At 67.2% G+C, this 25,847-nt stretch carries 20 protein-coding genes and 1 pseudogene; 15 read left to right on the forward strand and 6 right to left on the reverse strand.

Translation table 11 applies throughout. From position 1 onward, the window contains the following. Window position 1 precedes the first annotated feature (1 nt). The 4 genes from bcsB to WS57_RS16430 all read left to right on the forward strand — a co-directional run bounded on the left by bcsB (window position 2) and on the right by WS57_RS16430 (window position 8,965). A complete protein-coding gene (gene bcsB, locus WS57_RS16415; protein ID WP_081337694.1) occupies window positions 2-2,524 on the forward strand; it encodes a cellulose biosynthesis cyclic di-GMP-binding regulatory protein BcsB in 2,523 nt (840 codons plus the stop codon). Window position 2,525: 1 nt separating this feature from the next. Then, window positions 2,526-7,031, forward strand: a complete 4,506-nt coding sequence (locus WS57_RS16420; RefSeq protein ID WP_069244548.1) for a cellulose biosynthesis protein BcsC — start codon at window positions 2,526-2,528, stop codon at window positions 7,029-7,031. Next, window positions 7,021-7,434 (forward strand): flagellar transcriptional regulator FlhD, encoded by a 414-nt coding sequence (locus tag WS57_RS38045; protein ID WP_230945455.1) that lies wholly within the window; start codon window positions 7,021-7,023, stop codon window positions 7,432-7,434. Before WS57_RS16420 ends, WS57_RS38045 begins: the two co-directional genes overlap by 11 nt. Before the next feature lie 136 nt (window positions 7,435-7,570). Beyond that, entirely contained in the window at window positions 7,571-8,965 is a 1,395-nt protein-coding gene (locus tag WS57_RS16430; protein WP_069244549.1) for a phosphomannomutase/phosphoglucomutase, read from the forward strand. Window positions 8,966-8,992: 27 nt separating this feature from the next. On the opposite strand, the gene WS57_RS16435 is transcribed toward WS57_RS16430, so the two are convergent. Further along, a complete protein-coding gene (locus WS57_RS16435; protein WP_009688106.1) occupies window positions 8,993-9,946 on the reverse strand; it encodes an AEC family transporter in 954 nt (317 codons plus the stop codon). Between the two features lie 99 nt (window positions 9,947-10,045). Here WS57_RS16435 and WS57_RS16440 point away from each other — a divergent pair, with 99 nt between their 5' ends. The 3 genes and pseudogenes from WS57_RS16440 to WS57_RS16445 all read left to right on the forward strand — a co-directional run bounded on the left by WS57_RS16440 (window position 10,046) and on the right by WS57_RS16445 (window position 11,796). Then, a complete protein-coding gene (locus WS57_RS16440; RefSeq protein ID WP_009688105.1) occupies window positions 10,046-10,954 on the forward strand; it encodes a LysR substrate-binding domain-containing protein in 909 nt (302 codons plus the stop codon). Continuing rightward, a pseudogene (locus WS57_RS38050) lies at window positions 10,921-11,037 on the forward strand (RES domain-containing protein); the annotation flags it as partial. The gene WS57_RS16440 and the pseudogene WS57_RS38050, both read left to right, overlap by 34 nt. A gap of 228 nt (window positions 11,038-11,265) precedes the next feature. Next, a complete protein-coding gene (locus tag WS57_RS16445) occupies window positions 11,266-11,796 on the forward strand; it encodes a GNAT family N-acetyltransferase (protein ID WP_059516796.1) in 531 nt (176 codons plus the stop codon). Window positions 11,797-11,825: 29 nt separating this feature from the next. Here the strand turns inward: WS57_RS16445 and gcvA are convergent, their stop codons facing one another. Next, entirely contained in the window at window positions 11,826-12,704 is an 879-nt protein-coding gene (gene gcvA, locus WS57_RS16450; protein ID WP_009688103.1) for a transcriptional regulator GcvA, read from the reverse strand. 126 nt (window positions 12,705-12,830) lie between these two features. On the opposite strand from gcvA, the gene argH reads away from it, so the two are divergent. The 7 genes from argH (at window position 12,831) to WS57_RS16485 (ending at window position 20,028) form a co-directional block, all read left to right on the forward strand. Beyond that, window positions 12,831-14,264: an argininosuccinate lyase gene (gene argH, locus WS57_RS16455; RefSeq protein WP_069244550.1), complete on the forward strand. Its 1,434-nt coding sequence runs from the start codon at window positions 12,831-12,833 to the stop codon at window positions 14,262-14,264. Further along, a complete protein-coding gene (locus WS57_RS16460; RefSeq protein ID WP_059516799.1) occupies window positions 14,258-15,133 on the forward strand; it encodes an amino acid ABC transporter permease in 876 nt (291 codons plus the stop codon). Before argH ends, WS57_RS16460 begins: the two co-directional genes overlap by 7 nt. Beyond that, window positions 15,130-15,933, forward strand: coding sequence for an amino acid ABC transporter ATP-binding protein (locus WS57_RS16465; protein ID WP_081337634.1), 804 nt, complete (start codon window positions 15,130-15,132; stop codon window positions 15,931-15,933). The genes WS57_RS16460 and WS57_RS16465 overlap by 4 nt, the downstream gene beginning before the upstream one ends. 82 nt (window positions 15,934-16,015) lie before the next feature. Next, complete coding sequence (locus WS57_RS16470; RefSeq protein ID WP_069244551.1) at window positions 16,016-16,855, forward strand: ABC transporter substrate-binding protein; 840 nt, start codon at window positions 16,016-16,018, stop codon at window positions 16,853-16,855. Window positions 16,856-16,862: 7 nt separating this feature from the next. Continuing rightward, the gene (locus WS57_RS16475; RefSeq protein WP_069244552.1) at window positions 16,863-17,735 is read left to right on the forward strand and encodes a polysaccharide deacetylase family protein; all 873 of its coding nucleotides are present in this window, start codon (window positions 16,863-16,865) and stop codon (window positions 17,733-17,735) included. Continuing rightward, window positions 17,732-18,646 (forward strand): polysaccharide deacetylase family protein, encoded by a 915-nt coding sequence (locus tag WS57_RS16480; RefSeq protein WP_069244553.1) that lies wholly within the window; start codon window positions 17,732-17,734, stop codon window positions 18,644-18,646. Before WS57_RS16475 ends, WS57_RS16480 begins: the two co-directional genes overlap by 4 nt. Then, window positions 18,643-20,028 carry an MmgE/PrpD family protein gene (locus WS57_RS16485; RefSeq protein ID WP_059516806.1) on the forward strand — a complete coding sequence of 462 codons (1,386 nt, stop codon included), beginning with the start codon at window positions 18,643-18,645 and terminating at the stop codon, window positions 20,026-20,028. Before WS57_RS16480 ends, WS57_RS16485 begins: the two co-directional genes overlap by 4 nt. Window positions 20,029-20,400: 372 nt before the next feature. Here the strand turns inward: WS57_RS16485 and WS57_RS16490 are convergent, their stop codons facing one another. From WS57_RS16490 to WS57_RS37115, 3 genes are all read right to left on the reverse strand, one after another. Beyond that, window positions 20,401-21,411: an IS110 family transposase gene (locus WS57_RS16490; protein WP_069244554.1), complete on the reverse strand. Its 1,011-nt coding sequence runs from the start codon at window positions 21,409-21,411 to the stop codon at window positions 20,401-20,403. Between the two features lie 367 nt (window positions 21,412-21,778). Next, window positions 21,779-22,243 carry an Ivy family c-type lysozyme inhibitor gene (locus tag WS57_RS16495; protein ID WP_009687183.1) on the reverse strand — a complete coding sequence of 155 codons (465 nt, stop codon included), beginning with the start codon at window positions 22,241-22,243 and terminating at the stop codon, window positions 21,779-21,781. A 321-nt stretch (window positions 22,244-22,564) separates the two neighbouring features. Continuing rightward, window positions 22,565-23,125, reverse strand: coding sequence for a hypothetical protein (locus WS57_RS37115; protein ID WP_155774318.1), 561 nt, complete (start codon window positions 23,123-23,125; stop codon window positions 22,565-22,567). Between the two features lie 60 nt (window positions 23,126-23,185). On the opposite strand from WS57_RS37115, the gene WS57_RS16505 reads away from it, so the two are divergent. Then, window positions 23,186-24,396, forward strand: a protein-coding gene (locus WS57_RS16505; protein ID WP_155774291.1) for an IS3 family transposase whose coding sequence is annotated in 2 segments (ribosomal slippage) — window positions 23,186-23,501 and window positions 23,501-24,396 — 1,212 coding nt in all. Because the reading frame shifts where the segments join, the coding sequence is not laid out codon by codon here. Between the two features lie 161 nt (window positions 24,397-24,557). Here the strand turns inward: WS57_RS16505 and WS57_RS16510 are convergent. After that, window positions 24,558-25,682, reverse strand: coding sequence for a porin (locus WS57_RS16510; protein ID WP_236871940.1), 1,125 nt, complete (start codon window positions 25,680-25,682; stop codon window positions 24,558-24,560). Between the last annotated feature and the right edge of the window lie 165 nt (window positions 25,683-25,847).

Raw genomic sequence — 25,847 nt, forward strand, 5'->3', positions numbered from 1 at the left:
GATGGCCGACAACACAACGTGGAAGCCGCGACAACGCGGCATCGCGCGCGGGCACGCGTGCGCATCGCGGCATAACGCAGTCGTACCTGCTGTCCGGCGCGCGCGCCGGCTGCTGCCGCTCGTGCTCTGGGCGGCGCTCGCGGGCGGCGTTGCGCACGGCGCACCGGCATCGGAACCGGCCGTGCATGCATTGGCGGACCGGCATGCAACGGATGTCGCGACCGCATCGGGCGACGTGCCGCCGCCGTCGCCGGCCATCCCGCTCGGCCCCGTCGCCGCGCAGCCGCCGCGGCTCGCGGAGAAAGTGCCGGCCGCCGACGAACGCCGCCCGTTCGCCCGCACGCCGACCACGGCCGAGCCCGGCGCGCTCGTGTCCGGCGGCCGACGACAGGCGCTGACGTTCGCCGATCTCGGCGCGCGCGACCCGCTTCAGCTGCACGGCACCGACGCGCAGAACGGCGTCGCGTTCTCGGTCCGCAGCGACGAAGTCGTCACGGGCGCCGTGCTGCATCTGGTCTACAGCTATTCGCCCGCGCTGCTGCCCGATCTGTCCCAGCTCAAGGTGCTCGTCAACGGCGAAGTGGCCGCGACGCTGCCGTTGCCGCAGGATCAGGCCGGGATGACCGTCGCGCGCGACGTGCCGATCGATCCGCGCTTCGTCACCGAATACAACCACCTGAACCTGCAGCTGATCGGCCATTACACGCGTCGCTGCGAGAATCCGGCGAGCTCGTCGCTGTGGGCGACCGTCAGCAACGCGAGCCGGCTCGACCTGCGCTACGCGTCGCTGCCCGTGCGGCCGGATCTCGGCGCGCTGCCCGCACCGTTCTTCGATCGTCGCGACGTGCGGCGTCTCGAACTGCCTTTCGTGTTCGCGTCGGGTCCGTCGCGCGACACGCTGGAGGCGGCCGGCATCGCCGCATCGTGGTTCGGCGCGCTGGCCGCGTATCGCGGCGCGCTGTTCCCGGCCCGGATCGGCAGCCTGCCGGGATCCGGCAACGCGGTGGTGTTTGCGACCGCCGACGAGCGCCCGGACGGATTGCCGCTGCCGGCGATCGACGGCCCGACGCTGGCCGTCGTCGCGCGGCAGGCCCCGGCGAACGGCCAAGTATTGCTCGTCCTCGGCCGCACGCCGGCCGAAGTGAAGACCGCCGCGATCGCGTTGGCATTGGGCAGCAGCACGCTCGCCGGCACGCGCGCGGTGGTGAGCGGGGCGCTGCGCGTCGCGCCGCGCGTGCCGTACGACGCGCCGAACTGGCTGTCGTCGACACGCGCGGTGAAGTTCGGCGAGCTGGCCGGCGAGCGCGCGCTCGCCGTGTCCGGATACGACGCGGGCGTCGTGCGGATCGACCTGCGCGTGCCGCCCGACCTGTTCATGTGGAATACGCGCGGCGCGCCGATCGACCTGCGCTATCGATACACGGTGCGCCCGCGCGCCGACCGCTCGTCGCTCAACGTGAGCGTCGGCGACACGTTCGTGGACGCATTGCCGATTCCTGCCCAGGCCTCCCCGGGCTGGCGCCTGAGCCGCTACCTGCCGGCCGCGCTGGCCAGCGAAGCCGGCGCCGGCAACGCGCGCGCGACGCTTCACGTGCCGCCGCCGCTGCTCACGCCGCGCACGCAGCTGCGGCTGAATTTCTTCTACGAGATACCGGATTCCGGCGAGTGCACGGGGCGCCTGCTGCAGAACGTGCAAGGCGCGATCGATCAGGATTCGACCATCGACGTGTCGTCGTTTCCGCACTACATGGCGCTGCCGGACCTTGCCGCCTTCGCCAACAGCGGCTTCCCGTTTACACGCATGGCGGACCTGTCGGACACGGCGGTCGTGCTTCCCGCCGCGCCGACGCCCGACGTCTACAGCCTGTACCTGCTCGCGATGGGCCGCATGGGGGCGTCGACCGGCTACCCGGCGACCGGCGTGACGGTCACCGATGCGGCCGGCGTCGGCGAATTCGCCAACAAGGACCTGCTGATCCTCGGCGCCCCCGACACGCAGCCGCTGCTCGAGCGATGGGCCGCGCGGATGCCGTTTGCCGCGAATGGCAACGGCAACGGCGGCAGGTTCGATCTCGGCGACCTGGTGCTCAGGCTCGGCGACTGGTGGCGCGGCACGCCCGGCGTCGAGCGCGAGCGGGCGCGCGCGAGCCTGTCCGTCGTCACCGACGGCAGCGGCGCGCTGATCGCCGGCTTCGAGTCGCCGCTGCGCCGCGCGCGCAGCGCGGTCGCGCTGATCGGCGCGTCGGGGCAGGCGGATACCGTGCTTGGCCGCGCGCTGCTCGACGACGACATGCTCGCGTCGATCCAGGGCGGCATGGTGACGATTCGCGACCGTACGGTCACGGTGACGTCGGACGGCACGCCGTACTACGTCGGCGCGCTGCCGCCGATCGAGCGCCTGCGCTGGGTCCTGTCGGCCCATCCGCTGCTGCTCGCGCTGGGCGGCGTGCTCGCCGCGCTCGTCGTCGCGGCGATCTTCTATCGTTTGCTGCGCGCGCAGGCGACGCGCCGGTTGAAGGAGTGACATGCGAGTGCGACGAACAGGCAGGCTCGCCGCCACGCGCGCCGGCGGCATCGCCAGTCTCCTGCTGATGCTTGCGCTGCCTCATGCGGCGGCCGCCGCCACCGGCGATCCGCTCAAGGTACTCGTCGACCAGGGCAAGTACTGGCAGGCGCACGGTCGCGGCGACCTCGCGGCGCAGGCATGGAACAAGGTACTGGGCGTCGACCCGCATCAGCCCGACGCGCTGTTCGGAATGGGCATGGTGCTCGCCGATCGCAAGGACACGACCGGCGCGCGGCGCTATCTGGAGCTGTTGCGTCGGACCGCGCCCGGTTTTCCGCGGATCGACGAACTGGGACAGCGCGTCGGCGAGTCGAGCGCACGGGACGACGCGATCGACGACGCGCGGCGTCTGGCCCGCACGGGACAGAGCGCGCTGGCCGCGCAGCAGTATCAGCGCGCGCTGCAGGGCGCGCCGTCGTCGCCTTCGTTGCAGCTCGAGTACTACCAGGCGCTGGCGGCGACGCCCAGCGGATGGAACGAAGCGCGGCGCGGCCTCGAACAGCTCGCGCGGAACAATCCCGAGGATCCGCGCTATGCGCTCGCGTATGCGCAGCATCTGACCTATCGCGATGCGACGCGCCGCGACGGCATCGCGCGGCTCGAGCAGCTGTCCGGCGACGCGAAAGTCGGCGAGCAGGCCCGGCAGGGCTGGCGGCAGGCGCTGCTGTGGCTCGCCGCGCGGCCGTCGGATCAGGCGCGCTATCTCGCGTATCTGAAACAGGCGCCCGACGATGCGGCCGTCAAGGCGCGCTACGACGGCATGGTGCGGCAGGATCAGGCCGGCCGCGAGCACGATCGGCAGGATGCCGCAAACGAGGCGCGGGGCCGCGAGATCGCGGACGGCTTCGCCGCACTCGACCGCGGCGATCTCGACGCGGCGCGCGCGCGTTTCGACAGCGTGCTGGACAAGTCGCCGGACGATGCGGACGCGCTGGGCGGCCGTGGCATCGTCGAACTGAAGCAGGAACGCTTCGCGCAAGCACGCAACGACCTGGAGCGCGCGTCCCGGCATGGCAATGCCGCGCGCTGGCGCCCGGCGCTCGTCAGCGCGACCTACTGGGCCGACACCAGCGACGCGCTCGGCGCACAAAGCAACGGCGACTTCGCGAAAGCGAAGACCTTGTTCGAGCGCGCGATCCTGACCGATCCGTCGAACGTCACCGCCCAGGTGCTGCTCGGCGATGCGCTGCTGGCGAACCGCGATCCGCGCGGCGCCGAGCAGGCGTACCGGATGGCGCTGCGCCGTCAGGCGGACAACCCGGACGCGGTGCGCGGGCTCGTCGGCGCGCTCGCCGCGCAGGGGCGCGGCGACGACGCATTGCAGTTTGCGACGCAACTGACCGCCGAGCAGCAGCAGAGGGCCGGCGGCCTCGACCGCCTGCGCCGCACGGCCGAGGCCGCGCAGGCGAGGCAGGCGGAAGCGCGCGGCGACCTGGGCGCGGCGCGCAGCCTGTTCGAGGATGCGCTCGCCGGCAGTCCCGACGATCCGTGGTTGCGGCTGGACCTCGCGCGCGTCTATGTCCGGCAAGGTGCGGTCGCGTCGGCGCGCAGCATGATGGACGGCCTGCTCGCGGAGCACCCGGACATGCCCGACGCGCTTTATGCGAGCGCGCTGCTGGCCGAGCAGACGCAGGACCGGACGACCGGGCTGCAGCGGCTCGATCGCATTCCGGCCGCACAGCGCACTGCCGCGATGACGGCGTTGCAGCACCGGCTGTGGGTCGGCCAGCAAGTCGCGCTTGCGACGCGGATGGCGCAGCAGGGCCGGCGCACCCAGGCGCTCGGCGTGTTGCGCGATGCCGAAGGGATCGGGCTCGAGACGCCGTCGCTCGCGAGCTTGCTGTCGGCGGGCTATCTGGCGGCCGGCGACGCGTCGCGCGCGCGCTGGCTCGTGCAGCGTGCGCTTGCACGCGAACCGGACAACGCCGGCCTGCTGCTGCAATACGCGCGCATCCTGCTCGCCGCGCGCCAGGATGCGCTGCTCGGCGACGCGATGCGGCGGCTCGCGGCGATGTCGTTGTCTGCCGACCAGCGCAGCGATTTCGACCGGCTGAACGTCGAGATCGTCGTACGCCAGGCCGACGCGGTGCGACAGAGCGGCGATCTGGCCGGCGGCTACACCGTGATCGCGCCGTGGCTGGCCGCGCTGCCCGACAGTCCGGACCTGCAGGCCGCGCTCGCGCGCCTGTATACGTCGGCCGGCGACGCCGCGAACGCGCTGAAGTGCTATCGGGTCGCGCTGGCCCGCCGGCCGGACGATGCGGGCCTGCTGATCGCCGCGATCTACGCGGCGAGCGGCGCAAAGGCATGGCGCGACGGCGACGCGTTCGCGGCGAGCGCGCTGCGCCTCGCCCCCGACGATCCGGCGCTGCTGGCCGCGATCGGCCGCCTGTATCGCGCGGAAGGCAAGCTGACGCTGGCGTCGCAGTATCTTCAACGCGCGTTGCTGGCGGCCAATGCGCCGCCGGTGCGCAGCGGCCGCGCGCAAACGAACGTTCCGCGCAGCTGGGACGATGCGATGCGGCGAATCGGCGCGAATCCGTTGCCCGGCACCAATCCGTTCGAAGGCAAGACCGCCGTCGACGTTGCGCGCGCGCCGGCCGATCCGGGCGCCGCGACGCCGTCGCCGGGCGGCCTTTCGTGGTCCACCCCGTCATCTTCCGTTCCGACCGTGCCCTATACGATGCCGCCCGCGCTGCCCGCGACTTATTCGACACCCGCCGTTGCACCGGAATCGCGCACGATCCCGCCTGACATGCCGTCGCTGGCGGCGGCGCGCGATACCGGCGGTTACGGGCAGGAAGCCGTCGCCGGAACGGGGGCGGGGCGCGCATCGCCGGTGCGCTCGTATCGGGCTTATTCGGCGAGTGCGTCCGACCGGGCCCCGGCGCCGCAAGCGATGCCTGCCGCCGGATACGACGCATCGATCGCCGATGCCGACGACGGCGCGACCGGCTACGTCGCGACGCCGTGGCCGATGTCGCCCGCCGCGCTGGCCGCGCAATCGCGGCAGGAAGCGGGGCCGCGCGCCTCGTCCGCCGGCCCGACCCGGCCTGCGCGTCGCGGCGCGAACCCGGCGCGCACACGAACAGCCGCCCGCGCGTCCGGATACGGGCAGGCGATCGACGCAGCACCGCCGGATCCGGCGTACCCGTCCCGCGCGCTGCCCGCGTATCTCCCGCAACCGCCGGCCGGCTATGCGCAAAACGCGGCAGTGGGCGCACCGGCGCCGCGCGCCGCGATGGCGAACGCCGACGTGCAGATGCTCGACGTCGCATCCGAGCTTGCGCAGGTGAATCGCGAGCAGGCGAGCACCGTCAGCGGCGGGCTCGTGTTTCGCAATCGAGCCGGTGAAGCGGGGCTGTCCGGGCTGACCGACATCGAGGCGCCGCTCGAAGGGCGCATCAAGGCGGGCAACGGCCACGTCGTCGTGACCGCGACGCCCGTCATGCTCGACGAAGGCGACGCGAGTACGGACGTGGCGACGCTCGCGCGCTTCGGCGGCGGCCTTGCACGCTCGGCCGCCGGCGGTTCGCCGGGCTCGCAGACGGCGAGCGGCGTGGGCTTGTCGGTCGGCTACGAAGGCAAGCAGCTGAAAGCCGACATCGGCGCGACGCCGGTCGGTTTTCCGTATCAGGACGTGGTCGGCGGCGTGCGCTACAGCGGCGCGATGACGGACCGCGCCGCCTATTCGCTGGCCGTCACGCGCCGCGCGGTGACCGACAGCCTGCTGTCGTTCGCGGGTGCACGCGATGCGGGCGCCGGGCTCAAGTGGGGCGGCGTGACGCGCAGCGGCGTGCGCGGCGCGCTGAGCTGGGACGACGGCACGAGCGGCGCCTATGTGCAGGGCGCATTCGACTACTACGACGGGCACCATGTCGAACGCAACTTCGCCGGCAAGGGCAGCGGCGGCGCGTATACGCGGCTGTTCCGCGATGCCGACCAGACCTTCACGCTCGGCATCAATGCGACATGGATGCGTTTCAGCCGGAACCAGTCGTATTTCACGTACGGGCAGGGCGGCTATTTCAGCCCGCAGCAATATGTGATCCTGAACGTGCCGATCGAGTATGCGGGCCGCTCGGGACCGTTTACATACGACGTCAACGGCTCGGTCGGCGTCCAGCATTACCGGCAGAACGCGGTGCCGTATTTCCCGCTCGATCCGGCCATGCAGGCGCAGGCCGCGGCGAATGCCGCCGGCAGCCAGACGCCGGGGCTCGACCCGGGCGCCGTGTATCCCGCGCGCAGCAAGACGGGGATTGCCTATTCGCTGGCCGCGCGCGGCGAGTATCAGGTCGCGCCGCAGCTCGCGGTCGGCGCGACCGCCTCGTTCGGCAACGCGTACCAGTATCGCGAGTGGGTCGCGGCGGTTTATCTGCGTTACAGCTTCACGCCGCAAGCCGGCATGCAGCCGTTCCCGCCGCGCACGTTCGGGTCGCCGTACCTGGTCGATGCGAACTGAACGGCGGCGCTCCGTGCGACGCCGGCCTGGCGGATTTCTTCTAGGCTTTGTCCGCCGGTCAGCGGGCGCGGGACGTAGAGTCGTGTCATCGAAAACCCGGGGGCGCTGCAAGATCGCCGCCGCGCAAAACGGGCGGCTCGCATGCGGCGCGGCCCGAACAGACACGATCATGGCCGAACAGGACGATATCTCCGATGCGATCGCGGAATTCAACCGCTCGTATCTCATGCTGGCGAAGTGGATGATCCTGACCAACCGGGACGAAGCGATGCGGCAGCTCGGCATCACGGAAAAAACCGCATCCGCGATCGCCGCGCTCACGCTGGCGCAAATCGACGAACTCGCCGATCGCGGCGAACTGTTTTGCGAGTTTCGCGCCGGCGCCGCGCCGGGGCGCGCCTGAAGGTCTGACACGGCCGGCTCGGGGCGCGGGCAAGCGTGCCCGCGTAGCGGCCGACCGTTCGCGCGCTGCGCCGCTTTCGCCGTCCACGATTACCTGTGCTGCGGGCATTTTCCCGGCACGAACCGAGAGAGAATCGATGATCTCCCAATCCATCTTCAAGGCATATGACATTCGCGGCGTGGTCGGCAAGACGCTCGACGCCGACACGGCGCGCAGCATCGGCCGGGCGTTCGGCAGCGAAGTGCGTGCGCAGGGCGGCGACGCGGTCGTCGTCGGGCGCGACGGCCGCCTGTCCGGGCCGGAACTCGTCGGCGCGCTCGCCGACGGGCTGCGGGCGGCGGGCGTCGACGTCGTCGACGTCGGCATGGTGCCCACGCCGGTCGGCTATTTCGCGGCGAGCGTGCCGCTCGCGCTGAAAGGCGGCGAGCGCCGCGTCGATTCGTGCATCGTCGTCACCGGCAGCCACAACCCGCCCGACTACAACGGCTTCAAGATGGTGCTGCGCGGCGCAGCGATCTACGGCGAGCAGATCCAGGCGCTGTACCGCCGCATCGTCGACGAGCGCTTCGAGAGCGGCAGCGGCACGTACGAAGAGTACGACGTGGCCGATGCGTACATCGACCGCATCGTCGGCGACATCAAGCTCGCGCGGCCGCTGAAGCTCGTGGTCGACGCCGGCAACGGCGTCGCGGGCCCGCTCGCGACGCGCCTGTTCAAGGCCCTCGGCTGTACGCTCGTCGAGCGCTTCACCGACATCGACGGCACGTTCCCGAACCATCACCCCGATCCGGCCCACCCGGAAAACCTGCAGGACGTGATCCAGGCGCTGAAGGACACGGACGCCGAACTCGGCTTCGCGTTCGACGGCGACGGCGATCGTCTGGGCGTCGTCACGAAGGACGGCCAGATCATCTATCCGGACCGCCAGCTAATGCTGTTCGCCGAGGAAGTGCTGTCGCGCAACCCGGGCGCGCAGATCATCTACGACGTGAAGTGCACGCGGCACCTCGCGCAATGGGTGAAGTCGAAGGGCGGCGAGCCGCTGATGTGGAAGACGGGCCACTCGCTGGTGAAGGCGAAGCTGCGCGAGACGGGTGCGCCGCTCGCGGGCGAGATGAGCGGCCACGTGTTCTTCAAGGATCGCTGGTACGGCTTCGACGATGGCCTCTACACGGGCGCACGCCTGCTCGAGATCCTCGCGAAGACGGCCGATCCGAGCGCGGTGCTGAACGCGCTGCCCGATGCGATGAGCACGCCGGAACTGCAGCTGAAGCTCGAGGAAGGCGAGAACTTCCGCCTGATCGAGAAGCTGCAGAAGGAAGCGAAGTTCGACGGCGCGGACGAAGTCGTGACGATCGACGGTCTGCGTGTCGAGTATCCGGACGGCTTCGGTCTCGCGCGTTCGTCGAACACGACGCCGGTCGTCGTGCTGCGCTTCGAGGCGGAGACGCAGGACGGGCTCAAGCGCATCCAGGACGACTTCCGCCGCGTGCTGACGGCCGCGAAGCCGGACGTGACGCTGCCGTTCTGAATGCGGGCGGCGATGCGCCGCATCCGCTCACGCGCCATGCGTGTGCGTCCACGCCAGCAGCATCGACAGCGTGACCAGCGAGCCGAGCGTCGACAGCAGGATCGTGCGCGACGTGACGGCCGCCTCGCGCCGATAGAACTCCGCGAGCATGAACGGGCCGGTGCCGGTTGGCAGCGCGGCGAGCAGCACGGCGATGTCGGCGAGCGGCGTCGCGAGTGCAAACACGCGCACCGCCAGCCACCAGGTCAGCGCGGGCTGGATCACGAGCTTCAGGCCGACGAGCGCGAGCGCCGTGCGGTTCGCGCGGCCGGCCGTTCCTGACGGTCGCGACTCGGCGAGAAACAGGCCGAGGCTCACGAGCGCGCACGGGCTGGCTGCGCCGCCCAGCAGTTTCAGGAAGGTTTCGCCGCTGGCCGGCAGCACCACGCCCGCCGCCGACACCGCGACGCCCGCGAGCGGCGCGACGATCAGCGGATTCTTCGCGAGCGAGACCAGCACCTTCACGCCCAGCCGATGCGGCGCGCGCTCCGTCTGCAGTCCGGTCTCCATCAGCACGATCGCGAGTGCGAACAGCACGCAGGCAACCAGGATCGTCGCGATCGTCGTCGGCGTCTGGCTCGCCGCGCCGAACGTGAGCATGCCGAGCGGGAAACCGATATAGCCGGTGTTCGGATAGGCGGCCGCGATCGCATCGACGCTTGCGTCGGCGAGATGGCGGCCGCGTGCGAGCTGGACCAGCAGCACCGGCACGAACACGGCGAGGCACGCGATCGAGAACGTCGCGATGAACGTCGACTGATCGAGTTGCTGCCACGTCGAATGCGCCATGACGTCGAACAGCAGTGCGGGCAGCGCGAGCCAGACCACGAACTTGTTGAGCTCGGACGCGGCGGTCGGCCCGAGCACGCCGAAGCGGCGACATGCGAAACCGGCGAGGATCAGCGCGAACACGGGAAACAGGATGCCGAACGTCGAGACCATCGGAGCAATAGCGGGGCGGATACGATGGCGAGAGCGTAAGGGTTTCTGGCGATACAATCCAATGCCGATTGGATACGTCAACGATACCTTTTCTGCATCATGATCGACGTCAAGCCGCTTCGTTACTTCGTCGCGCTCGCCGAAACGCGACATTTCGGCCGCGCCGCCGCGCGGCTCAACCTGACGCAGCCGCCGCTCAGCCGGCAGCTCGCGACGCTCGAAGCGTCGCTCGGCGTGACGCTGGTCGAGCGCACGCCGCGCAATGTGGTGCTGACCGCCGCGGGCGAGCGCTTCTACGAGGATGCGAAAGCGATTCTCGCGGCCGTGCGGCAGGCCGAACGCAATGCGCGCGCGGCGGCGGCCGGCAATGCCGGGCAACTGACGATCGGCTTCACGATGTGCTCTGCCTACAGCGTGCTGCCGGCCTATGCGCGCGCCTACGGCGCCGCGTTTCCGGAGGTCGCGCTGAGCCTGCGCGAGACCGTGTCGAACGATCTCGCGCCGCTGGTGCTCGGCATGGAGGTCGATGCGGCGATCGTACTGGCCGGCACGCCGCATCCGCAGCTCGACTCGCGCACGGTGTTCGAGGAACCGCTCTGCATTGCGCTGCCGGCCGGCCATCCGCTGGCGCGGGCGCGGCGGCTCGGCATCGAGCGGCTTGCCGGCGAGCCGTTCGTGATGGCGGCCGAGGCGGTGGCGCCGGGGCTGCGGGCGGCGATCGTCGAAACCTGCCGGCTGCACGGCTTCGTGCCCGACGTGCGGTTCGAGGTGCAGTTGCAGCAGACGGTGCTGAGCCTCGTCGACGAAGGGGCGGGGGTCGCGCTCGTGCCGAAGTCGATGGGCAAGGCTACGCTGCCGGGCGTGGTGTTCCGGCCGTTGAAGGATGCGCCGATGATCGCGCAGCAGTTGATCTGGTCGACAGAGAACCGGAATCCTTGTCTGCCGGGGTGGCTTGATATCGTGGGGGATTCGGGGTGGTCTGTCCAACCGACTTCGACCTGCTATTGAACCCGCTTCATCCGGATTTTGGACCGAGCGTGAAAGTGGTCAGCAAAGAGCCTTTCAAGCTCGATCCTCGGTTATTCGGATAGTTGACACAGCGGCGCGATCGGGATCGATAGGGGCCGCGAGGCGAACGATATTTGCGGCAGCGGTTCGATCGGCGATTACGTGATGCCGGCAGGCACCACATCGCATTGACCGGTCGCGGTGCCCGAACGGGCACCACGACCGCCGGGTGCTGACATCGTCGCCCGGATCGCCGACAATCTGCCGAAGCGCCGCGCCCGCGTGTGCCCCGCCGCCCGAGAGAGTTCCCCATGTCCGGAATATCCGTCAGACCCGCCACGCTCGACGATGCGCAGGCGATCGCCGATTTTCACGTCAAAGTCTGGCGGCATACCTATCGCGATCTCGCGCCGAGGCAAGCGCATGACGTCCTCGACGAGCACTATCGCGGCAGGAAGTGGCGGGAGAAGCTGGCGTCGGGCGAGCGCGACCAGATGGTGCTGGTGGCGGAAACCGATGGGCGAATCGTCGGCATCGGAGCGGCCGGTGCGCCATCGGAGCCGATCTTCGGCGGCCGTGGCGAAATCAAGTTTCTTTATGTCGATCCCGAATTCGCGCGCCGTGGTATCGGCCGCCAGTTGCTGGCACGACTCGCCACGCACCTGGACGCATCGCGGTATCCCGGCGCCGCATTGAGCGTGGTCAAGGGAAACATGGCCGCAATCGCGTTTTATCAGGCGATGAAGGGCAGGTTCGCGGGCGAGTATGTCGATGCAGGGCCGATCTGGCGATCACCGAACATCGTAATGGTATGGGACGACTTCGCCAGCCTCGTTTCGTGACGTCCCGGCCGGCCGCAAGCGAGCCCGCGTCAAGCAAGGCGTGCGCGCAGCCACGACGTGAACGCGGTCACGAGCGGCGTGTCGCTCAGTTCGTGCCGCGTGACGAGGTAGTACGCATGACGTGACGGCACCGTTGCGCCGAACGGCCGCACGAGCGTGCCGTCGATCAGGTCGTCGCGCACCGACAGGCTGTCGCCGAGCGCGACGCCTTGCCCGTGCACCGCGGCTTCGACGCCGATGTGCGCGTTGCCGATTTCCAGGATGCGGATGCCCGGCAGCTTGTCGGCGTTCGCCTCCGCCAGCCAGCGCATCCACGAGCCCGCATGCTCGCAGAACAGCGTGCGTCCCGCGAGATCCTGCACCTTGCGGATCGCCTCGGGCCCGTTCATCAACGCGGGGCTCACGACCGGGAACAGCGCCGGATGCGCGAGCAGCTCGACGCGCTGGTTGCGCCAGTTGCCTTCGCCGTAGCGGATGCAGACGTCGACGTCGGGCGAGTAAACCTCGCGGTCGTCGTTCGACGGAATCACCTTCAGGTGGATGCCCGGATAGCGCTCGAGAAAATCGCCGATGTGGCGGGCGAGCCAGCGCGACGTCAGCGACAGCGGCGTCGACACGACGAGATCGCCTACGGCGGCCGGTGAATCCAGCTTGACGGTCGCATTCGCGATCATGTCGAACGCGGTGCCGACCGGCTCCAGCAGCGCCTCGCCTTCGGGCGTGAGCTTCACGCGCGCCTTTGATCGGACGAAAAGCTCGACGCCGAGCGTGCTTTCGAGAATGCGGATCTGGTGACTGACCGCGCTCGCGGTCACGTGCAGTTCATCGGCGGCGGCCGACACGCTGCCGCGGCGGGCGGCGGCTTCGAAAGCGCGAAGCGGGTTCAGCGGAGGCAGGCGGTTGCGCATCGGCAGGCGCGTCGAAGGCGACGGTGCTGAGAAAAATTTCATTTAAGCGGATTCAATTTCTCGCTACAACAAAAAAAATTGGATGCCTACAGTGGGGGCAATCCAACCGAGTCGAGGTCGACCGCAATGAGCCTTACCGAACCGATCGAGCGCCTGTGGGGCGGCCGCTTCCAGTCGCAGCCGTCCGATGCGCTGCAGAACCTGTCCCGCTCCGATCCGAGTTTCTACCGCCTCGTGCCGTACGACCTGGCCGGCTCCCGGGCGCATGCGCGCGAACTGAACCGCGCCGGCATCGTGACCGACGACGAGCTCGCGCAGCTGCTGGCCGCGATGGACGGCATGGCGCGCGACTATGCGGCAGGCGCGATCGCACCGTCGCTTGCCGACGAGGACGTGCACACCTTCCTCGAGCGCGTGCTCACGCAGCGGCTGCCGGCGCTCGGCGGCAAGCTGCGTGCCGGACGTTCGCGCAACGATCAGGCCGCGAACGACCTGCGCCTGTACCTGCGCGACAACGCGCGCCGGCTGGTGCGCGGCGTGCTCGACCTGCAGGACGCGCTGGTCGGCCAGGCGAACCGGCATGCCGACACCGTGACCGCCGGCTTCACGCATCTGCAGCCCGCGCAGCCGATCGTGTTCGGCCATCAGCTGCTGGCGCATGCGCAGTCGCTGTATCGCGACACCGACCGCCTGATCGACTGGGACCGCCGCACCGCGCGTTCGCCGCTCGGCGCGGCCGCGCTTGCGGGTTCGGCCATCTGCGTGCGGCCCGAGCTGTCCGCGCAGGAGCTCGGCTACGATGCGCCGTGCGAGAACTCGATCGACGCGGTCGCCGCGCGCGATCACGTCGCCGAGTTCGTGTTCGTCACGAGCATGCTGGCCGTGAACCTGTCGCGCCTGTCGGAAGAGGTGATTCTGTGGGCCTCCCGGCAATTCCGCTGGGTGGACCTCGACGACGGTTACGCGACGGGCAGCTCGATCATGCCGCAGAAGAAGAACCCGGACATCGCGGAGCTGACGCGCGGCAAGGCCGGCCGCCTGATCGGCAACCTGACGGGCCTGCTCGCGACGCTGAAGTCGCTGCCCCTCGCGTACAACCGTGATCTTGCGGAAGACAAGCGCGCCGCGTTCGACTCGATCGACACGCTCGAACTCGTGCTGCCGGCAATGGCGGGGATGATCCGCACGATGCGCGTGAACGTCGACGAGATGCGTCGCCAGGCGCCGCTCGGCTTCACGCTCGCGACCGAGGTCGCGGACTGGCTGGCCCTGACGGGCGTGCCGTTCAGCGAAGCGCACGAGATCACCGGCGCGCTCGTGCGCGCGTGCGAGCGCGACGGCATCGAGCTGGCCGACGCGAGCACGGAGCAGCTGCAGGCCGTCGATGCGCGCCTCGCGCCGGCGGTGCGCGCGCATCTGACGCTCGACGCGGCGGTCGCCGCGCGCACCGGTGCGGGCGGCACGTCGCCCGCGCGCGTGCGCGAACAGATCGCCCGCCTGAGCAGCGTGCTCGAACGCCAGGCCGCCTGGGCGGCCGACTACCGGGGGCCATCATGCTGAGTGCATCCGATTCGAGCCGTCTCGACGGCGCCGCGGTCGACGAGATCGCCGGCCTCGTGCGCGTGCGCCGGCGCTACTGGGGCCGCTATGCCGCATCGATCGCGATCATCGTCGCGCTCGCCTACGTAGCTGTCGCATTCGCGCGCGGACAGATCGAGTGGCGCGTCGTCGGCCAGTTCCTGAGCGCACGCGCGATTCTGACCGGGCTCGGCAACACGATCGTGATGACCGTGCTCGCGATGACGCTCGGTATCGTGCTCGGGGTTGTCACCGCGGTGATGCGACTGTCGTCGAACCCGGTGCTCGGCGCGATCGCGCAGGGTTATATCTGGCTGTTCCGCGGCACGCCGGTCATCCTGCAGCTGCTGTTGTGGTTCAACCTCGCCCTGGTATTCCCGACGCTCGGCATCCCCGGCATCGCCGAATTCCGGACCGTCGACGTGATGACGCCGTTCCTCGCGGCCTTGCTCGGACTCGGCATCAACCAGGGCGCGTATACGTCGGAAGTCGTGCGCGCCGGGCTGCTGTCGGTCGACACCGGCCAGTACGAGGCCGCGAAATCGATCGGCATGCCGCGTCTGCAGGCGCTGCGCCGCATCATCCTGCCGCAGGCGATGCGCGTGATCGTGCCGCCGATCGGCAACGAGCTGATCGGCATGGTCAAGCTGACGTCGCTCGCGAGCGTCGTGCAGTATGCGGAGATGCTGCACAACGCGCAGAACATCTACTACGCGAACGCGCGTGTGATCGAGCTGCTGATCGTCGCCGGCATCTGGTATCTCGCCGTCGTCACCGTACTGTCGCTCGCGCAGGCGCGTGTCGAACGACGCTTCGCGCGCGGCGCGGGCCGCTCGGCGGGCAGCAAATGAACGGCACGACCCTCAAGCATCGGGAGAATCTCATGACGAACGCGGTGGTTCGCGCGGTAGACGTGCGCAAGTCGTACGGCGACTTCCAGGCGCTGCATGGCATCACGCTCGACGTCGCGCAGGGCGAAGTGCTGTGCATCATCGGGCCGTCGGGCTCGGGCAAGAGCACGTTCCTGCGCTGCATCAACCAGCTCGAGACGATCAGCGCGGGCGCACTGTGGGTCAACGGCGAACTCGCCGGCTACCGGCGTGACGGCAACCGGCTGTACGAGCTATCGGAGCGTCAGGTCGCACGCCAGCGGCTAGCAACGAGCATGGTGTTCCAGCGCTTCAACCTGTTCCCGCACAAGACCGCGCTCGAGAACGTGATCGAAGGCCCGGTGCAGGTGCTCAAGCGCCGCCGCGCGCAGGCGCAGGAGGAAGCACGCGCGCTGCTCGCGCGCGTCGGACTCGCGCACAAGTGCGACGCGTTTCCGGTCGAGCTGTCGGGCGGCCAGCAGCAGCGCGTCGCGATCGCGCGGGCGCTCGCAATGCATCCGCAACTGATCCTGTTCGACGAACCGACCTCGGCGCTCGATCCCGAACTCGTCGGCGAAGTGTTGGCCGTGATGCGCGACCTCGCAAAGAGCGGGATGACGATGATCGTCGTCACGCACGAGCTCGGCTTCGCGCGCGAGGTGGCCGATCGCGTCGTGTTCATGGACGGCGGTCGGATCGTCGAGAGCGGCCCGCCCGACCAGGTGCTGTCCGCACCGTCGCACCCGCGCACGCGGGACTTCATCTCGGCGGTGATTGCGTGAACGGGCAGGGCGCCCCGCGCAGCAGCGCCCGAACGATTCCTCCGTCAACGAACCAAGCCCACCACGACAAGGCCACGCTCCCATGAAAGCAACCTTCCTGATCCGCATCCTGAGTGCTGCCGTGTTCGGCGCCGCCGCACTGCACGCCTCGTTCTCGATTGCGCAATCCGCGCCGGCCGCCGCGAAGCGCACGCTGAATGTCGCGATCGTGCCGAACTACCCGCCGTTCGAATACAAGGACCCGGCGACCGACAAGCTGGCGGGTTTCGACGTCGATCTCGGCGAAGCGCTCGCCGCGAAGATGGGCGCGAAGCTGAACTGGGTCGAGACGAGCTTCGACCAGATGATGAGCGCGGTTGCAACGCAACGCGTCGACATGATCCTGTCGGGCATGACCGACCTGCCGACACGCCGCGACGCGGTGACGTTCGTCGACTACATCGAGACGGGCCCGCAGTTCTACACGCTGAAGACGCGCGCCGCCGAGTTCCCGCAGATGAACGCGCTGTGCGGCAAGCGGGTCGGGTCGAGCCGACGCACGTCGTTCCCGGACAACACGACCGCGTGGAGCGCGGAGAACTGCGTGAAGGACGGCAAGCCGGCGATCGTCGTGATCGGCACCGACGGCTCCGCCGACGCGCGCATGCAGCTGCGCCAGAACCGCATCGATGCGGCCGTGCAGGGCGGCGAGACGCTGCCATACCAGAACAGCCTCGAGCAGAACGCGTATGCGCCGGTCGGCAAGCCGTTCCTGGCGCAGTACACGGGCATCGGCGTGGCGAAAAACAACACCGCGCTGAGCAGCGCGCTGACCACGGCGCTCAACCAGCTGATCGCGGACGGCTCGTATCACAAGCTGCTCGCGAAGTGGGGGCTGCAGGAGCACGCAGTGGCGAAGGCGATGATCAACGGCACGCACTGAGCGCGCGATGGCCGAGCTCGCTCCCCGCTGGCCGGACGCGCAGCGCGCATGTGTCGCACTCGCGTTCGATCTCGACGGCCCGACCGGCGACGCGATGCTGAACGGGTCGATCTGGCGCAAGCCCGCGTATTTCACGCTCGGCAGCTATGGGCCGTGGCGCGCGCTCGGGCGACTGCTCGACATGCTCGCGACTTTCGATGTGCCCGCAACGTTCTTCGTGCCGGCGTGGGTCGCGCAGACGTGGCCCGCGCAATGCGCGGCGATCGTCGAGCGCGGCCACGAGATCGGCTATCACGGCTACCGTCACGAAGCGTTTTGGACGCTCGAGCCTGCGCGGCAGCGCGAGATCATGGCGCAGTCGGCCGAGATCCTCGCGCGCACGCTCGGCGTGCGGCCGGTCGGGTTCCGCACGCCGTCCGGCGACTGGAGCGCGGCGACCGTGGACGTGCTGCGCGAAGCCGGCGTGCGCTATTCGAGCTCGATGCGCGGAGACGACCGGCCGTACCTGCTGCACAGCGAGAACGGTGAACCGCCGCTGGTCGAGATTCCCGGCCGCTGGGAGACCGACGATTACGCATCGCTCGCGTACCACCGCAATCCCGACTATCCGGCCGGGCTCGACCGGATCGCGGGTTATGCCGCAACGCTCGACAACTGGACGCGCGAGTTCGACGGCGTGTACCGCGAAGGACTGTGCCTGACGACGCTACTGCATCCGAAAGTGTGCGGCAAGCCGGGCCGCATCGCGCTGCTCGAAGCATGGCTCGGCCACATGCGTGCGCAGGACGGCGTCTGGTTCGCGCGCTGCCATCAAGTAGCCGACTGGTGGCTCGCGCAGCACGCGCGAGACGCACAACCCATACCACGGAGCGATCGGTGACGACACAGCCTCCATGGCCGCGCGGCGCGCGATGCGCGGTCGCGATCACGGTCGACTTCAACGACGTGCACGGCATCCAGACGCGCGAGCCGCGCATTGTCGGCCGCGAGAAGTCGCTGTCGGTATGGCGTTACGGCGCGACGCGCGGCGTCGACCGGCTGCTCGATGCATTCGAGGCATTCGGCGTGCCGGCGAGCTGGTTCGTGCCGGGCGTCGTCGCCGAAACGCACACGCCAGTCGTGCGTGAGATCGCCGCGGCAGGCCATGAGCTTGGTGTGAGCGGCTACCGCTGCGAGGATTTCGACACGCTGCCGCTGGCCGCGCAGGTCGAGGCATGCCGCGCCGGGCACGCTGCGCTCGCGAACGCGCTTGGCTGCGACGTGGAGGGCTTTCGGTCGTTCACCGGCAACTGGGCCGACGGCTTCGCGGATTTTCTGGTTGCGGAAGGCTTCACGTGGTCGTCGTCGTGGCGCGGCGACGATCTGCCATACGTTCATCCGCGTGGCAACTGTGACGGCGGCGCGGACCGAGTGTGTCTCGTCGAACTGCCGCTGCACTACGAACTTGAGGACGAACCGTACTTCGAGTTCAATCTGTCGCCGCCCGTGCCGACCGGCCAGCCGCGCATCGCAGCGTACCGCGACGTGCTCGACAACTGGCGGCGCGACGTCGACGGGTTCCGACGTTTCGGGCTGTGCTGCGTGATGCGCCTGCATCCCGAGATCATCGGCACGGCCGGGCGAATTGATCTGCTGCGCGAGTTGCTTGCGCATTTGCGCGATACGGGCGACGTCTGGTTTGCGACCGGGCGCGAGATCGCGCGCTGGTGGCGTGCCCGGATGCCGGTCAATCCGCCGGGCCATCCGGTCGACGTGTTCGCGCAGTGCGTAGCGGAGGCGTGCGGTCGATGAACGCGGTGACGGAAACGCGCGCCACGCGCCTTGCGACGTTCGTCGCGCAGATGGACGCGGACGCATTGCCGGACGAAGTCGTCGCGAAGGCGAAGCGTCATGTGCTCGACACGTTCGGCGCGGCGCTGGCGGGTACGTCGGCCGTCGAGACGCACAGCATGCGCGCGTTGACCGCCCCCGTCGGGCAGGGTGGGGCGACGCTATGGGGTACGCGCCGGACTGCGGGCGCGCGCGATGCGGCATTCGTCAACGGGATCGCCGCGCACGCGCTCGAACTCGACGATTCCGGCGGCTGCGATCATTCGGGCGCCGTCGTGCTGCCGGCCGTGCTTGCCGCGCTGTCGTGCGCGGGCCGCCCCGTGTCCGGCCGGGAATGCGTAACGGCGATCGTGCTCGGCTACGAAGTCGGACGACGTGTGCTCGAAGCGTCCGGCGGCTACTCAGCCCATAACGGGGCGGGCTGGCATTCGACGCTCAGTTGCGGCGTGTTCGGCGCAGCAGCGGCGAGTGCACGGGTGCTCGGCCTCGGCGCCGCGCGCACGCGCGACGCGCTCGGCCATGCGGCAAGTTTCTCCAGCGGCTTGTGGGCTTTCATCCACGACGGATCGCAGACGAAGCGGCTGCATGCCGGCCGGGCTGCGGAAGGGGGCGTGCTCGCGGCGCTGCTGGCGCGCGAAGGCGTGAGCGGCCCTGCCAGGGTGTTCGACGACGTGTGGGGTGGTTTCTTCAACGCGTTCGCCGCGCAATCGCAGGCGCCCGACGCATTGATCGACGACCTGGGCGCGCACTGGAAACTGATGCGCTGCTCGATCAAGCCGCATGCGTCGTGCCGCAGCGCGCACGCGGCAGTCGACGCGGCACTGCAGCTTGCGGACGGTTGCACGTTCGAGGCCGGCGAGATCGAACGGGTGGTCGTGCGGACGAGCGCGTTCGTTGCCCGGATGTGCGGCGGCTGCGACCTGTCGACGCTGTCGTCGGCGCAGATGAGCCTGCCGTACGCGGTTGCGGCGGCCCTTGCGTTCGGCGACACGGGGATTGGTGCTTATCGCGATGACAGGCGTACGGATTCGCGCGTCACTGCGCTGCTTGAGCGCATTACGATCGAGATCGATCCGGCGCTCGGCGATCTCGACGAGCCGACCGTGATTCTGTATCGCGCGGATGGTCGGCGCGAATCGCGTCACGTGCCGATCGCACTCGGCGATCCGCGGAATCCGCTGTCGGATGCGGCGTTGTTGACGAAGTATCGTGCGCTGGCAGGCATGGCGCTCGGTCGTGCGCAGATCGATATGTTGAGCGAGACGTGCCTGTCGCTGGAGCGGCAAGCGGATGCGCGGGTGTTGAACGAGCTGGTTGCCGGGGACGCGGAGAGTCGATCTTGAATGCTTGCCGTGACTAGTTCACGTCCGTTCATGGTGGGCTCCCGGGGATGCCAGCACGTAGCATGGCACGGGCTCAGGAGCCGGGATCAGACATTTCTAACGAGCTCAAACCGGACATTACTTATATGGTCGCCTCCCATTTGCAAGGCAATTTTGATCGTGGCGAGGAGGGTGGTTGCGGACTTATATCCGGACTCGATCGCAGGACGTGCCTGCCGGCCCCGATGGATTTCGCCGCAAGGTTCCTAATCTAAATAGCGGACTCGAGGTCCGAGAAATGTCTCAGGCTTGCCCTTGCGCGGTCCAACCTGTCTTGCCATCTTTCAGCATCACCTGTGCAACCGTGGATGGGATAAAGGGATTGAAGCTTGACTACTGCGACGGTGCTGCCTCATACGTTCGGCCATGCGCCAGCAGCGCCCAGATTGTTCGCGCCATCTTGTTTGCGAGTGCAACAGCAACGACGTTCGTTGGTCGTCGGGACAGCATCTGGCGCAAACGCTCCGGCAAGTGCTTTGAGCTCGAGATGACCGATCGCGCGCCGTGGATCAGCAGCGTCCGCAGATAAACGTCACCGCGTTTGCTGATCCCACCGAGCTTGATCTTGCCTCCCGAACCGTTCTGCCGCGGCACGAGACCGAGATAGGCGGCAAACTCCCGCCCCGAGCGAAACGTTCTTGCCTGTCCAATGACCGAAACCGCGGCAGTTGCCGTGAGTACGCCCACGCCCGGAATCTCCGAGATGCGCAGGCATGCATCATCGTTGCGCCGCCAACTGAGAATGCGTTGCTCGATCCGAGCAATCTGCTCATCGAGCGCACAGAGTCGCGAAAGCTGATCCTGCAGGCTGTCTAGCAGCATGGCCGGCAACTCGTCGGCCAGTGACGCCAGCGCGGCTTTGGCGGCTTCGATCGATGCACGACGGCCTTGAGGCAACACGACGCCGAACTCGTAGAGCAATCCGCGAAGTTGGTTGACCTGCATGACGCGAATCCGGACCAATTGCTGGCGTATCCGGTGCATCGCCAGCATGGCCTGCTGGTCTTCGGTCTTAACGGCCACGAACCGCATGCCGGGACGCTGGGCAGCTTCCCAGATCGCCGCGGCGTCAGCCGCATCATTCTTGTTAGACTTCACGAACGGCCGCACGAACTGAGCTGCGATGAGCCGCACGTCGTGGCCAAGCCGTGCCAGTACCCGGGCCCAATGATGAGCGCTGCCACAGGCCTCCATAACGACGCGGCTCGCCGGCCGGTTGGCGAAGAACGGCGCGAGCTGGGCACGTTTGAGTACCTTGCTGTGAATCGCGCCGGTTTCAGGCTCGACATAATGAATCTGGAAAACGCGCTTGGCCAGATCGATGGCAATGGTCGTGGGTTCCATTTGGTTCTCCTTGGCGGCTGGGCTGCCGAACCAGCAATGTCGCATGCTCTGGACGCGAGATTGCGGCGCCGGACGGCCCGTTAAGGCGGGAGGCGACCATTCCATCTAAAAAGCTCTAACATCCAATCCGACGATAACTATGATTATGTAAACTAAAGTATACGGCTCTTAACCCTTGAGGCCGTCACGACCTATAGCTATTCGTTTAACGACAATTCGCCGGCGCTGCAGATGTGGCCGCCGGCATACCCATCGTATGATGGCGGGCGCGAGGTCTCGTGCGAACAGATCGCGCAACGGTGGTGTCATGTCATCACATGCCGCACCGCCCGACTCGCAATAACGCAGCAGCTTTAGGGCAACTCCATCACTTAAAATTGAACGCGTCGGGGTGGTTGGCGACGCTGCCCGTCAGGGCCGCATACAAGATTGCCCGCCCGTCGATAGATTCGCCGCCATCGCGAAGATTCATCCACGTCAGGCGTTCGGTATCTCTTCGTTTCGGATCGACAACCAGCAACAGGCCATACATCACGTTCCTTTGCGGATCGTACAGGATAGCGAAGCGTTCAGAACCACATTCATGCGGCTTGCATGCCGTCATGACGATCATTTGTCGTCCATCGAACGAGACAGAATTCCCCCGCGTTTCGGTACCGCCACGCTCGACCCACGACGGCAACGCATGATCCTTTTTCATCGCCTCAAATGCCTTGCTTGCGACTGGATCGCGCTTGACCGTACTCAGCGTCAGCGGAAGATTTTCAGCCAATGACAACGACGCGACGGATACCGCCACGATGGCAATCGCCAGCGAAGTCTTGATTTGCATGTCCGCCCCCTTCGCTCAACTGGAAAGTAGAGTCTGTATTGTGCAGCGAACCAGCTGCGTAGACAGCGTTCCTTGATATTTAAATTCGATCCACAATCCGCGCGGACAAGCTACCGCTGAAGCGTCTCCGTCTCGTTGGCCCCGCCGCCCGTCAAATCCTGGCTGCAATACTGGTTGTCGAGTACGCCGTACGGGACACAGCGACGAACACCGATGTGCCTCGCCGGCACCAGCGGATTCTACGTCGGTGGATTGCCCGAGCCCCTCACCTTTCGGAAGGTCGGCAGTACGTTTCGTTACGTCCTCGAACCCGATCCTTGATTAATGTGGCTTGCTGCCGTTACCAGCGATCTCCTTCCGTCCATCAGAATCGTGGTTGGAGCCACCGATCAGGTTGATGAACACCTTCAACCAAAAACGATCGTATGCATTACGCATACACAGCCTCTCTAGCGCGGCAACGGATTGAACCTTCTCAGCAGGAATATCAGCCAAGGCGATCTTCGGACACGGTGGAAGATCCTCTTCCATCGCCGGCTTGAGCAGTGGGTTACTATGCAGCATCGCCACGGAAGATTGGCTTAGCTGGCTTGCGGCTTCATCAGAAAAGCTCACAGGCGAATATTTATTGATCAGTTCTGCCGCCCACTTCCTGGCCGCAACATCGTCAGGCTTTCGTGGCTCGCGCAGGATTTGAGCCGCCATCTGAACATAGTCGCGTTTGATACCGGATTCCGCGACGGACTGCTGCGCTAACCAACCGACTACAGCAACCGCGATTGGACCGGTCACAAATGCGAAAATCTGTGCATATTTGACCCATCGATCGAGTCGGGTTTCTTTCTGTGTGGAGCAGCCCCCTGAAACGCCGGACACAGTCACCCACTTACAATAACGGGTAGGCATAAGACTGTGTTTTTGACTAACACCAGGCAGGAAGTGATGGAAGTGTTGACGGGCCCGGAGCGCCGGCGGCGCTGGACGGCGGAGCAAAAGCTGGCGATGGTTCGCGAGAGTTTCGAACCAGGGAAGTCGGTTTCGATGGTCGCGCGGCAGCACGGCGTGAACCCGAACCAGCTGTTCCACTGGCGCAAGCTGTACCAGGATGGGAGCCTGTCAGCGGTCAAGGCTGGCGAGGAAGTGGTTCCGGCCTCAGAGCTGGCCGACGCGCTCAAGCAGATTCGCGAGCTGCAACGGATGCTCGGCAAGAAGACCATGGAGAACGAGATTCTCCGCGAAGCAGTCGAGTATGGCCGAGCAAAAAAATGGATAGCGCACTCGCCCTCGCTGCCGGAGGACGACCAGTGAAACTGGTTTGTGAAGTTCTCGGCGTGTCGCGCTCGAACGTATCGGCACGACTGTCGCGTCCGGCGACGTGGCGCGATGGCCGTCAATCGCGGCAGACGGACGATGCGAGCGTGGTCGAGGAAATCCGCCGAGTCGTCGGCGATTTGCCCAGCTATGGCTATCGCCGGGTGTGGGGCTCGCTGCGCAATGAACGCATTGCTGCCGGACAGGTGCCGTTCAATGCGAAGCGCATCTATCGCATCATGCGCACTCACGGTCTGCTGATGCAACGGCGTCCAGCACCGCCTCGGCCGCAACGTCGGCACGATGGCAAGGTGGCCGTAGCCCGCAGCAATCAGCGATGGTGCTCGGACGGCTTCGAGTTCCGCTGCGACAACGGCGAGCCGCTTCGAGTGACATTCGCGCTTGACTGCTGCGACCGCGAAGCGATGAGCTGGGCGGCTACGACGGCAGGTCACAGCGGCGACATCGTGCGCGACGTCATGCTGGCCGCAGTGGAAAATCGGTTTGGCAACGAGCTGCATACCCCGTCCGAAATCGAGTGGCTGAGTGACAACGGTTCGGGCTACACGGCCGACGACACGCGCCGGTTCGCAGTGGCCATCGGCCTGAAGCCATTGACCACACCGGTGTGCAGCCCACAAAGTAATGGGATGGCAGAGAGCTTCGTGAAGACGATGAAACGCGACTACGTCGCCTTCATGCCGAAGCCGGACGCAGCGACTGCCGCACGCAACTTGGCCATCGCGTTCGAGCATTACAACGAGAAGCATCCCCATAGCGCGCTGAAATACCGCTCGCCTCGCGAGTTCCGGCGCTCGATGGATTCAGCAACCTTAGTGTGATGCCGTGTCCGGGATTACAGGGTCAACTCCAACAACGGCAGCCCCGGCATCAGGCGACAGCCCTTCTATTGCGCGTTCTTGATCGATCTCGACGGGAACAACGTCGAAGCCGGTTGCTACCTTCACGAGGACGATGCGACCTCGCCGCGTCCCGTGCGAACTCAAAACCTGTGACGTATACCTATACGCAACGCCGTCTGATTGGGTGAACTGGACGCCGCGAGCACCGGCCCGAGATTCGCCACGGCGCCGCGTACCGCATGCATGTACGTCGCGCTCGCATAGACGTCGGTACGGACGGAAAGCAGGTAATCGACGCTTGCGTCGCCTTCGTGATAGCCCGGTGCGTAGCCAGTCTGCGACACGCTCCCCGCCGTGTAGCTGTACGCGACACCCAACTGCAGGCTCGGCGTGAGCCTGTAAACACCGACGATCTCGCCAATATCGAACGTGGCGTGACCGCCGATCTTCGCACCGAGCTTCGGATCGAGATCGCCGAATCGCGTATGCGTCCAGTCCGCGCTGATCGTCGCCCGCCCGAACGTGTAGGTCGCACCGACGCCCATTACCTTATAGCTGGCCGCCGCGAGGCCATAGTTGCCGTCGACCGTGTTGGACGCAGTCCAGAGACCTTCAGGGACGGCCTGGGCCGGATGGTCGATCGAGGTGTAGACGCCAACCAGCCGGAGCCCTCCGTAGGCGTACTGCAGGGCAAACGACTTCGCACTTGTGCGGCCAAAATCGCCCGCGACGCCCCCGAAGCTGTACATCGCCATGCCCGTCAGTCCGGCAATGGTCGGCGTCGTGTACTTGACGGCGTTGTTCAGACGGAAGTCAATGCCGTTGTTATCGAGATCGCCGGGATGCGGAAACAGAATGCCGCCCGGCAGCATGCCGTTCGCCGAAAGTGTGCCGATGTAATCGCCAACGGCTTCGCCTTGTCGCCCCATGGTCACCGTACCGTAACGCGAATTTCCGAGACCTACGTATGCCTGCCGGCCGAACAATCGCCCGCCTTGGCTTAGCGCTCCGGTGTTGACGTTGAAACCGTTCTCCAGCCTGAACACCGCGGACCAGCCGCCTCCCAGGTCTTCCACTCCTTTCAGGCCCCAACGGTTGCCTTGCGAAATGCTCCCCTGCATCTGCCAGGCGCTGTGGCCGCCCTGGTTGCTCGACCAGGTCAGACCGTCGTCGATGATGCCGTACAAGGTCACGCTGCTTTGGGCACGTGCGAAATGCGATATCGACAGTATTCCTAATAATAATGCCGGAAGCCATTTTCTCACGACGATCTCCTTTATCTATAGCGACGCTACTTCTTAAAAATCTGCTGCGCGGGAAAATGGCCGCAATGCAAGGGCGACGCTGCAGCGATCGTCGCCTGCTTCGGGCGTTACAGCGGTTCCGTCTCCGACTTGTGCGTTCAGAGGGACCGGGCGAGGCGCCCTGCC

It is taken from the genome of Burkholderia pseudomultivorans, assembly GCF_001718415.1.
Taxonomy (GTDB): Bacteria; Pseudomonadota; Gammaproteobacteria; order Burkholderiales; family Burkholderiaceae; genus Burkholderia; species Burkholderia pseudomultivorans_A.

Excerpts from the sequence above, each read along its gene's own strand:
- WS57_RS38045 (WP_230945455.1), top strand. The coding sequence starts at position 7,021 with ATGCGAACTGAACGGCGGCGCTCCGTGCGACGCCGGCCTGGCGGATTT.
- WS57_RS16420 (WP_069244548.1), top strand. The coding sequence starts at position 2,526 with ATGCGAGTGCGACGAACAGGCAGGCTCGCCGCCACGCGCGCCGGCGGC.
- WS57_RS16430 (WP_069244549.1), top strand. The coding sequence starts at position 7,571 with ATGATCTCCCAATCCATCTTCAAGGCATATGACATTCGCGGCGTGGTC.
- gcvA (WP_009688103.1), bottom strand. The coding sequence starts at position 12,704 with ATGCGCAACCGCCTGCCTCCGCTGAACCCGCTTCGCGCTTTCGAAGCC.
- WS57_RS16475 (WP_069244552.1), top strand. The coding sequence starts at position 16,863 with ATGGCCGAGCTCGCTCCCCGCTGGCCGGACGCGCAGCGCGCATGTGTC.
- bcsB (WP_081337694.1), top strand. The coding sequence starts at position 2 with ATGGCCGACAACACAACGTGGAAGCCGCGACAACGCGGCATCGCGCGC.
- WS57_RS16435 (WP_009688106.1), bottom strand. The coding sequence starts at position 9,946 with ATGGTCTCGACGTTCGGCATCCTGTTTCCCGTGTTCGCGCTGATCCTC.
- WS57_RS16465 (WP_081337634.1), top strand. The coding sequence starts at position 15,130 with ATGAACGGCACGACCCTCAAGCATCGGGAGAATCTCATGACGAACGCG.
- argH (WP_069244550.1), top strand. The coding sequence starts at position 12,831 with ATGAGCCTTACCGAACCGATCGAGCGCCTGTGGGGCGGCCGCTTCCAG.
- WS57_RS16495 (WP_009687183.1), bottom strand. The coding sequence starts at position 22,243 with ATGCAAATCAAGACTTCGCTGGCGATTGCCATCGTGGCGGTATCCGTC.
- WS57_RS16460 (WP_059516799.1), top strand. The coding sequence starts at position 14,258 with ATGCTGAGTGCATCCGATTCGAGCCGTCTCGACGGCGCCGCGGTCGAC.
- WS57_RS16445 (WP_059516796.1), top strand. The coding sequence starts at position 11,266 with ATGTCCGGAATATCCGTCAGACCCGCCACGCTCGACGATGCGCAGGCG.
- WS57_RS16490 (WP_069244554.1), bottom strand. The coding sequence starts at position 21,411 with ATGGAACCCACGACCATTGCCATCGATCTGGCCAAGCGCGTTTTCCAG.
- WS57_RS16470 (WP_069244551.1), top strand. The coding sequence starts at position 16,016 with ATGAAAGCAACCTTCCTGATCCGCATCCTGAGTGCTGCCGTGTTCGGC.
- WS57_RS16485 (WP_059516806.1), top strand. The coding sequence starts at position 18,643 with ATGAACGCGGTGACGGAAACGCGCGCCACGCGCCTTGCGACGTTCGTC.
- WS57_RS16440 (WP_009688105.1), top strand. The coding sequence starts at position 10,046 with ATGATCGACGTCAAGCCGCTTCGTTACTTCGTCGCGCTCGCCGAAACG.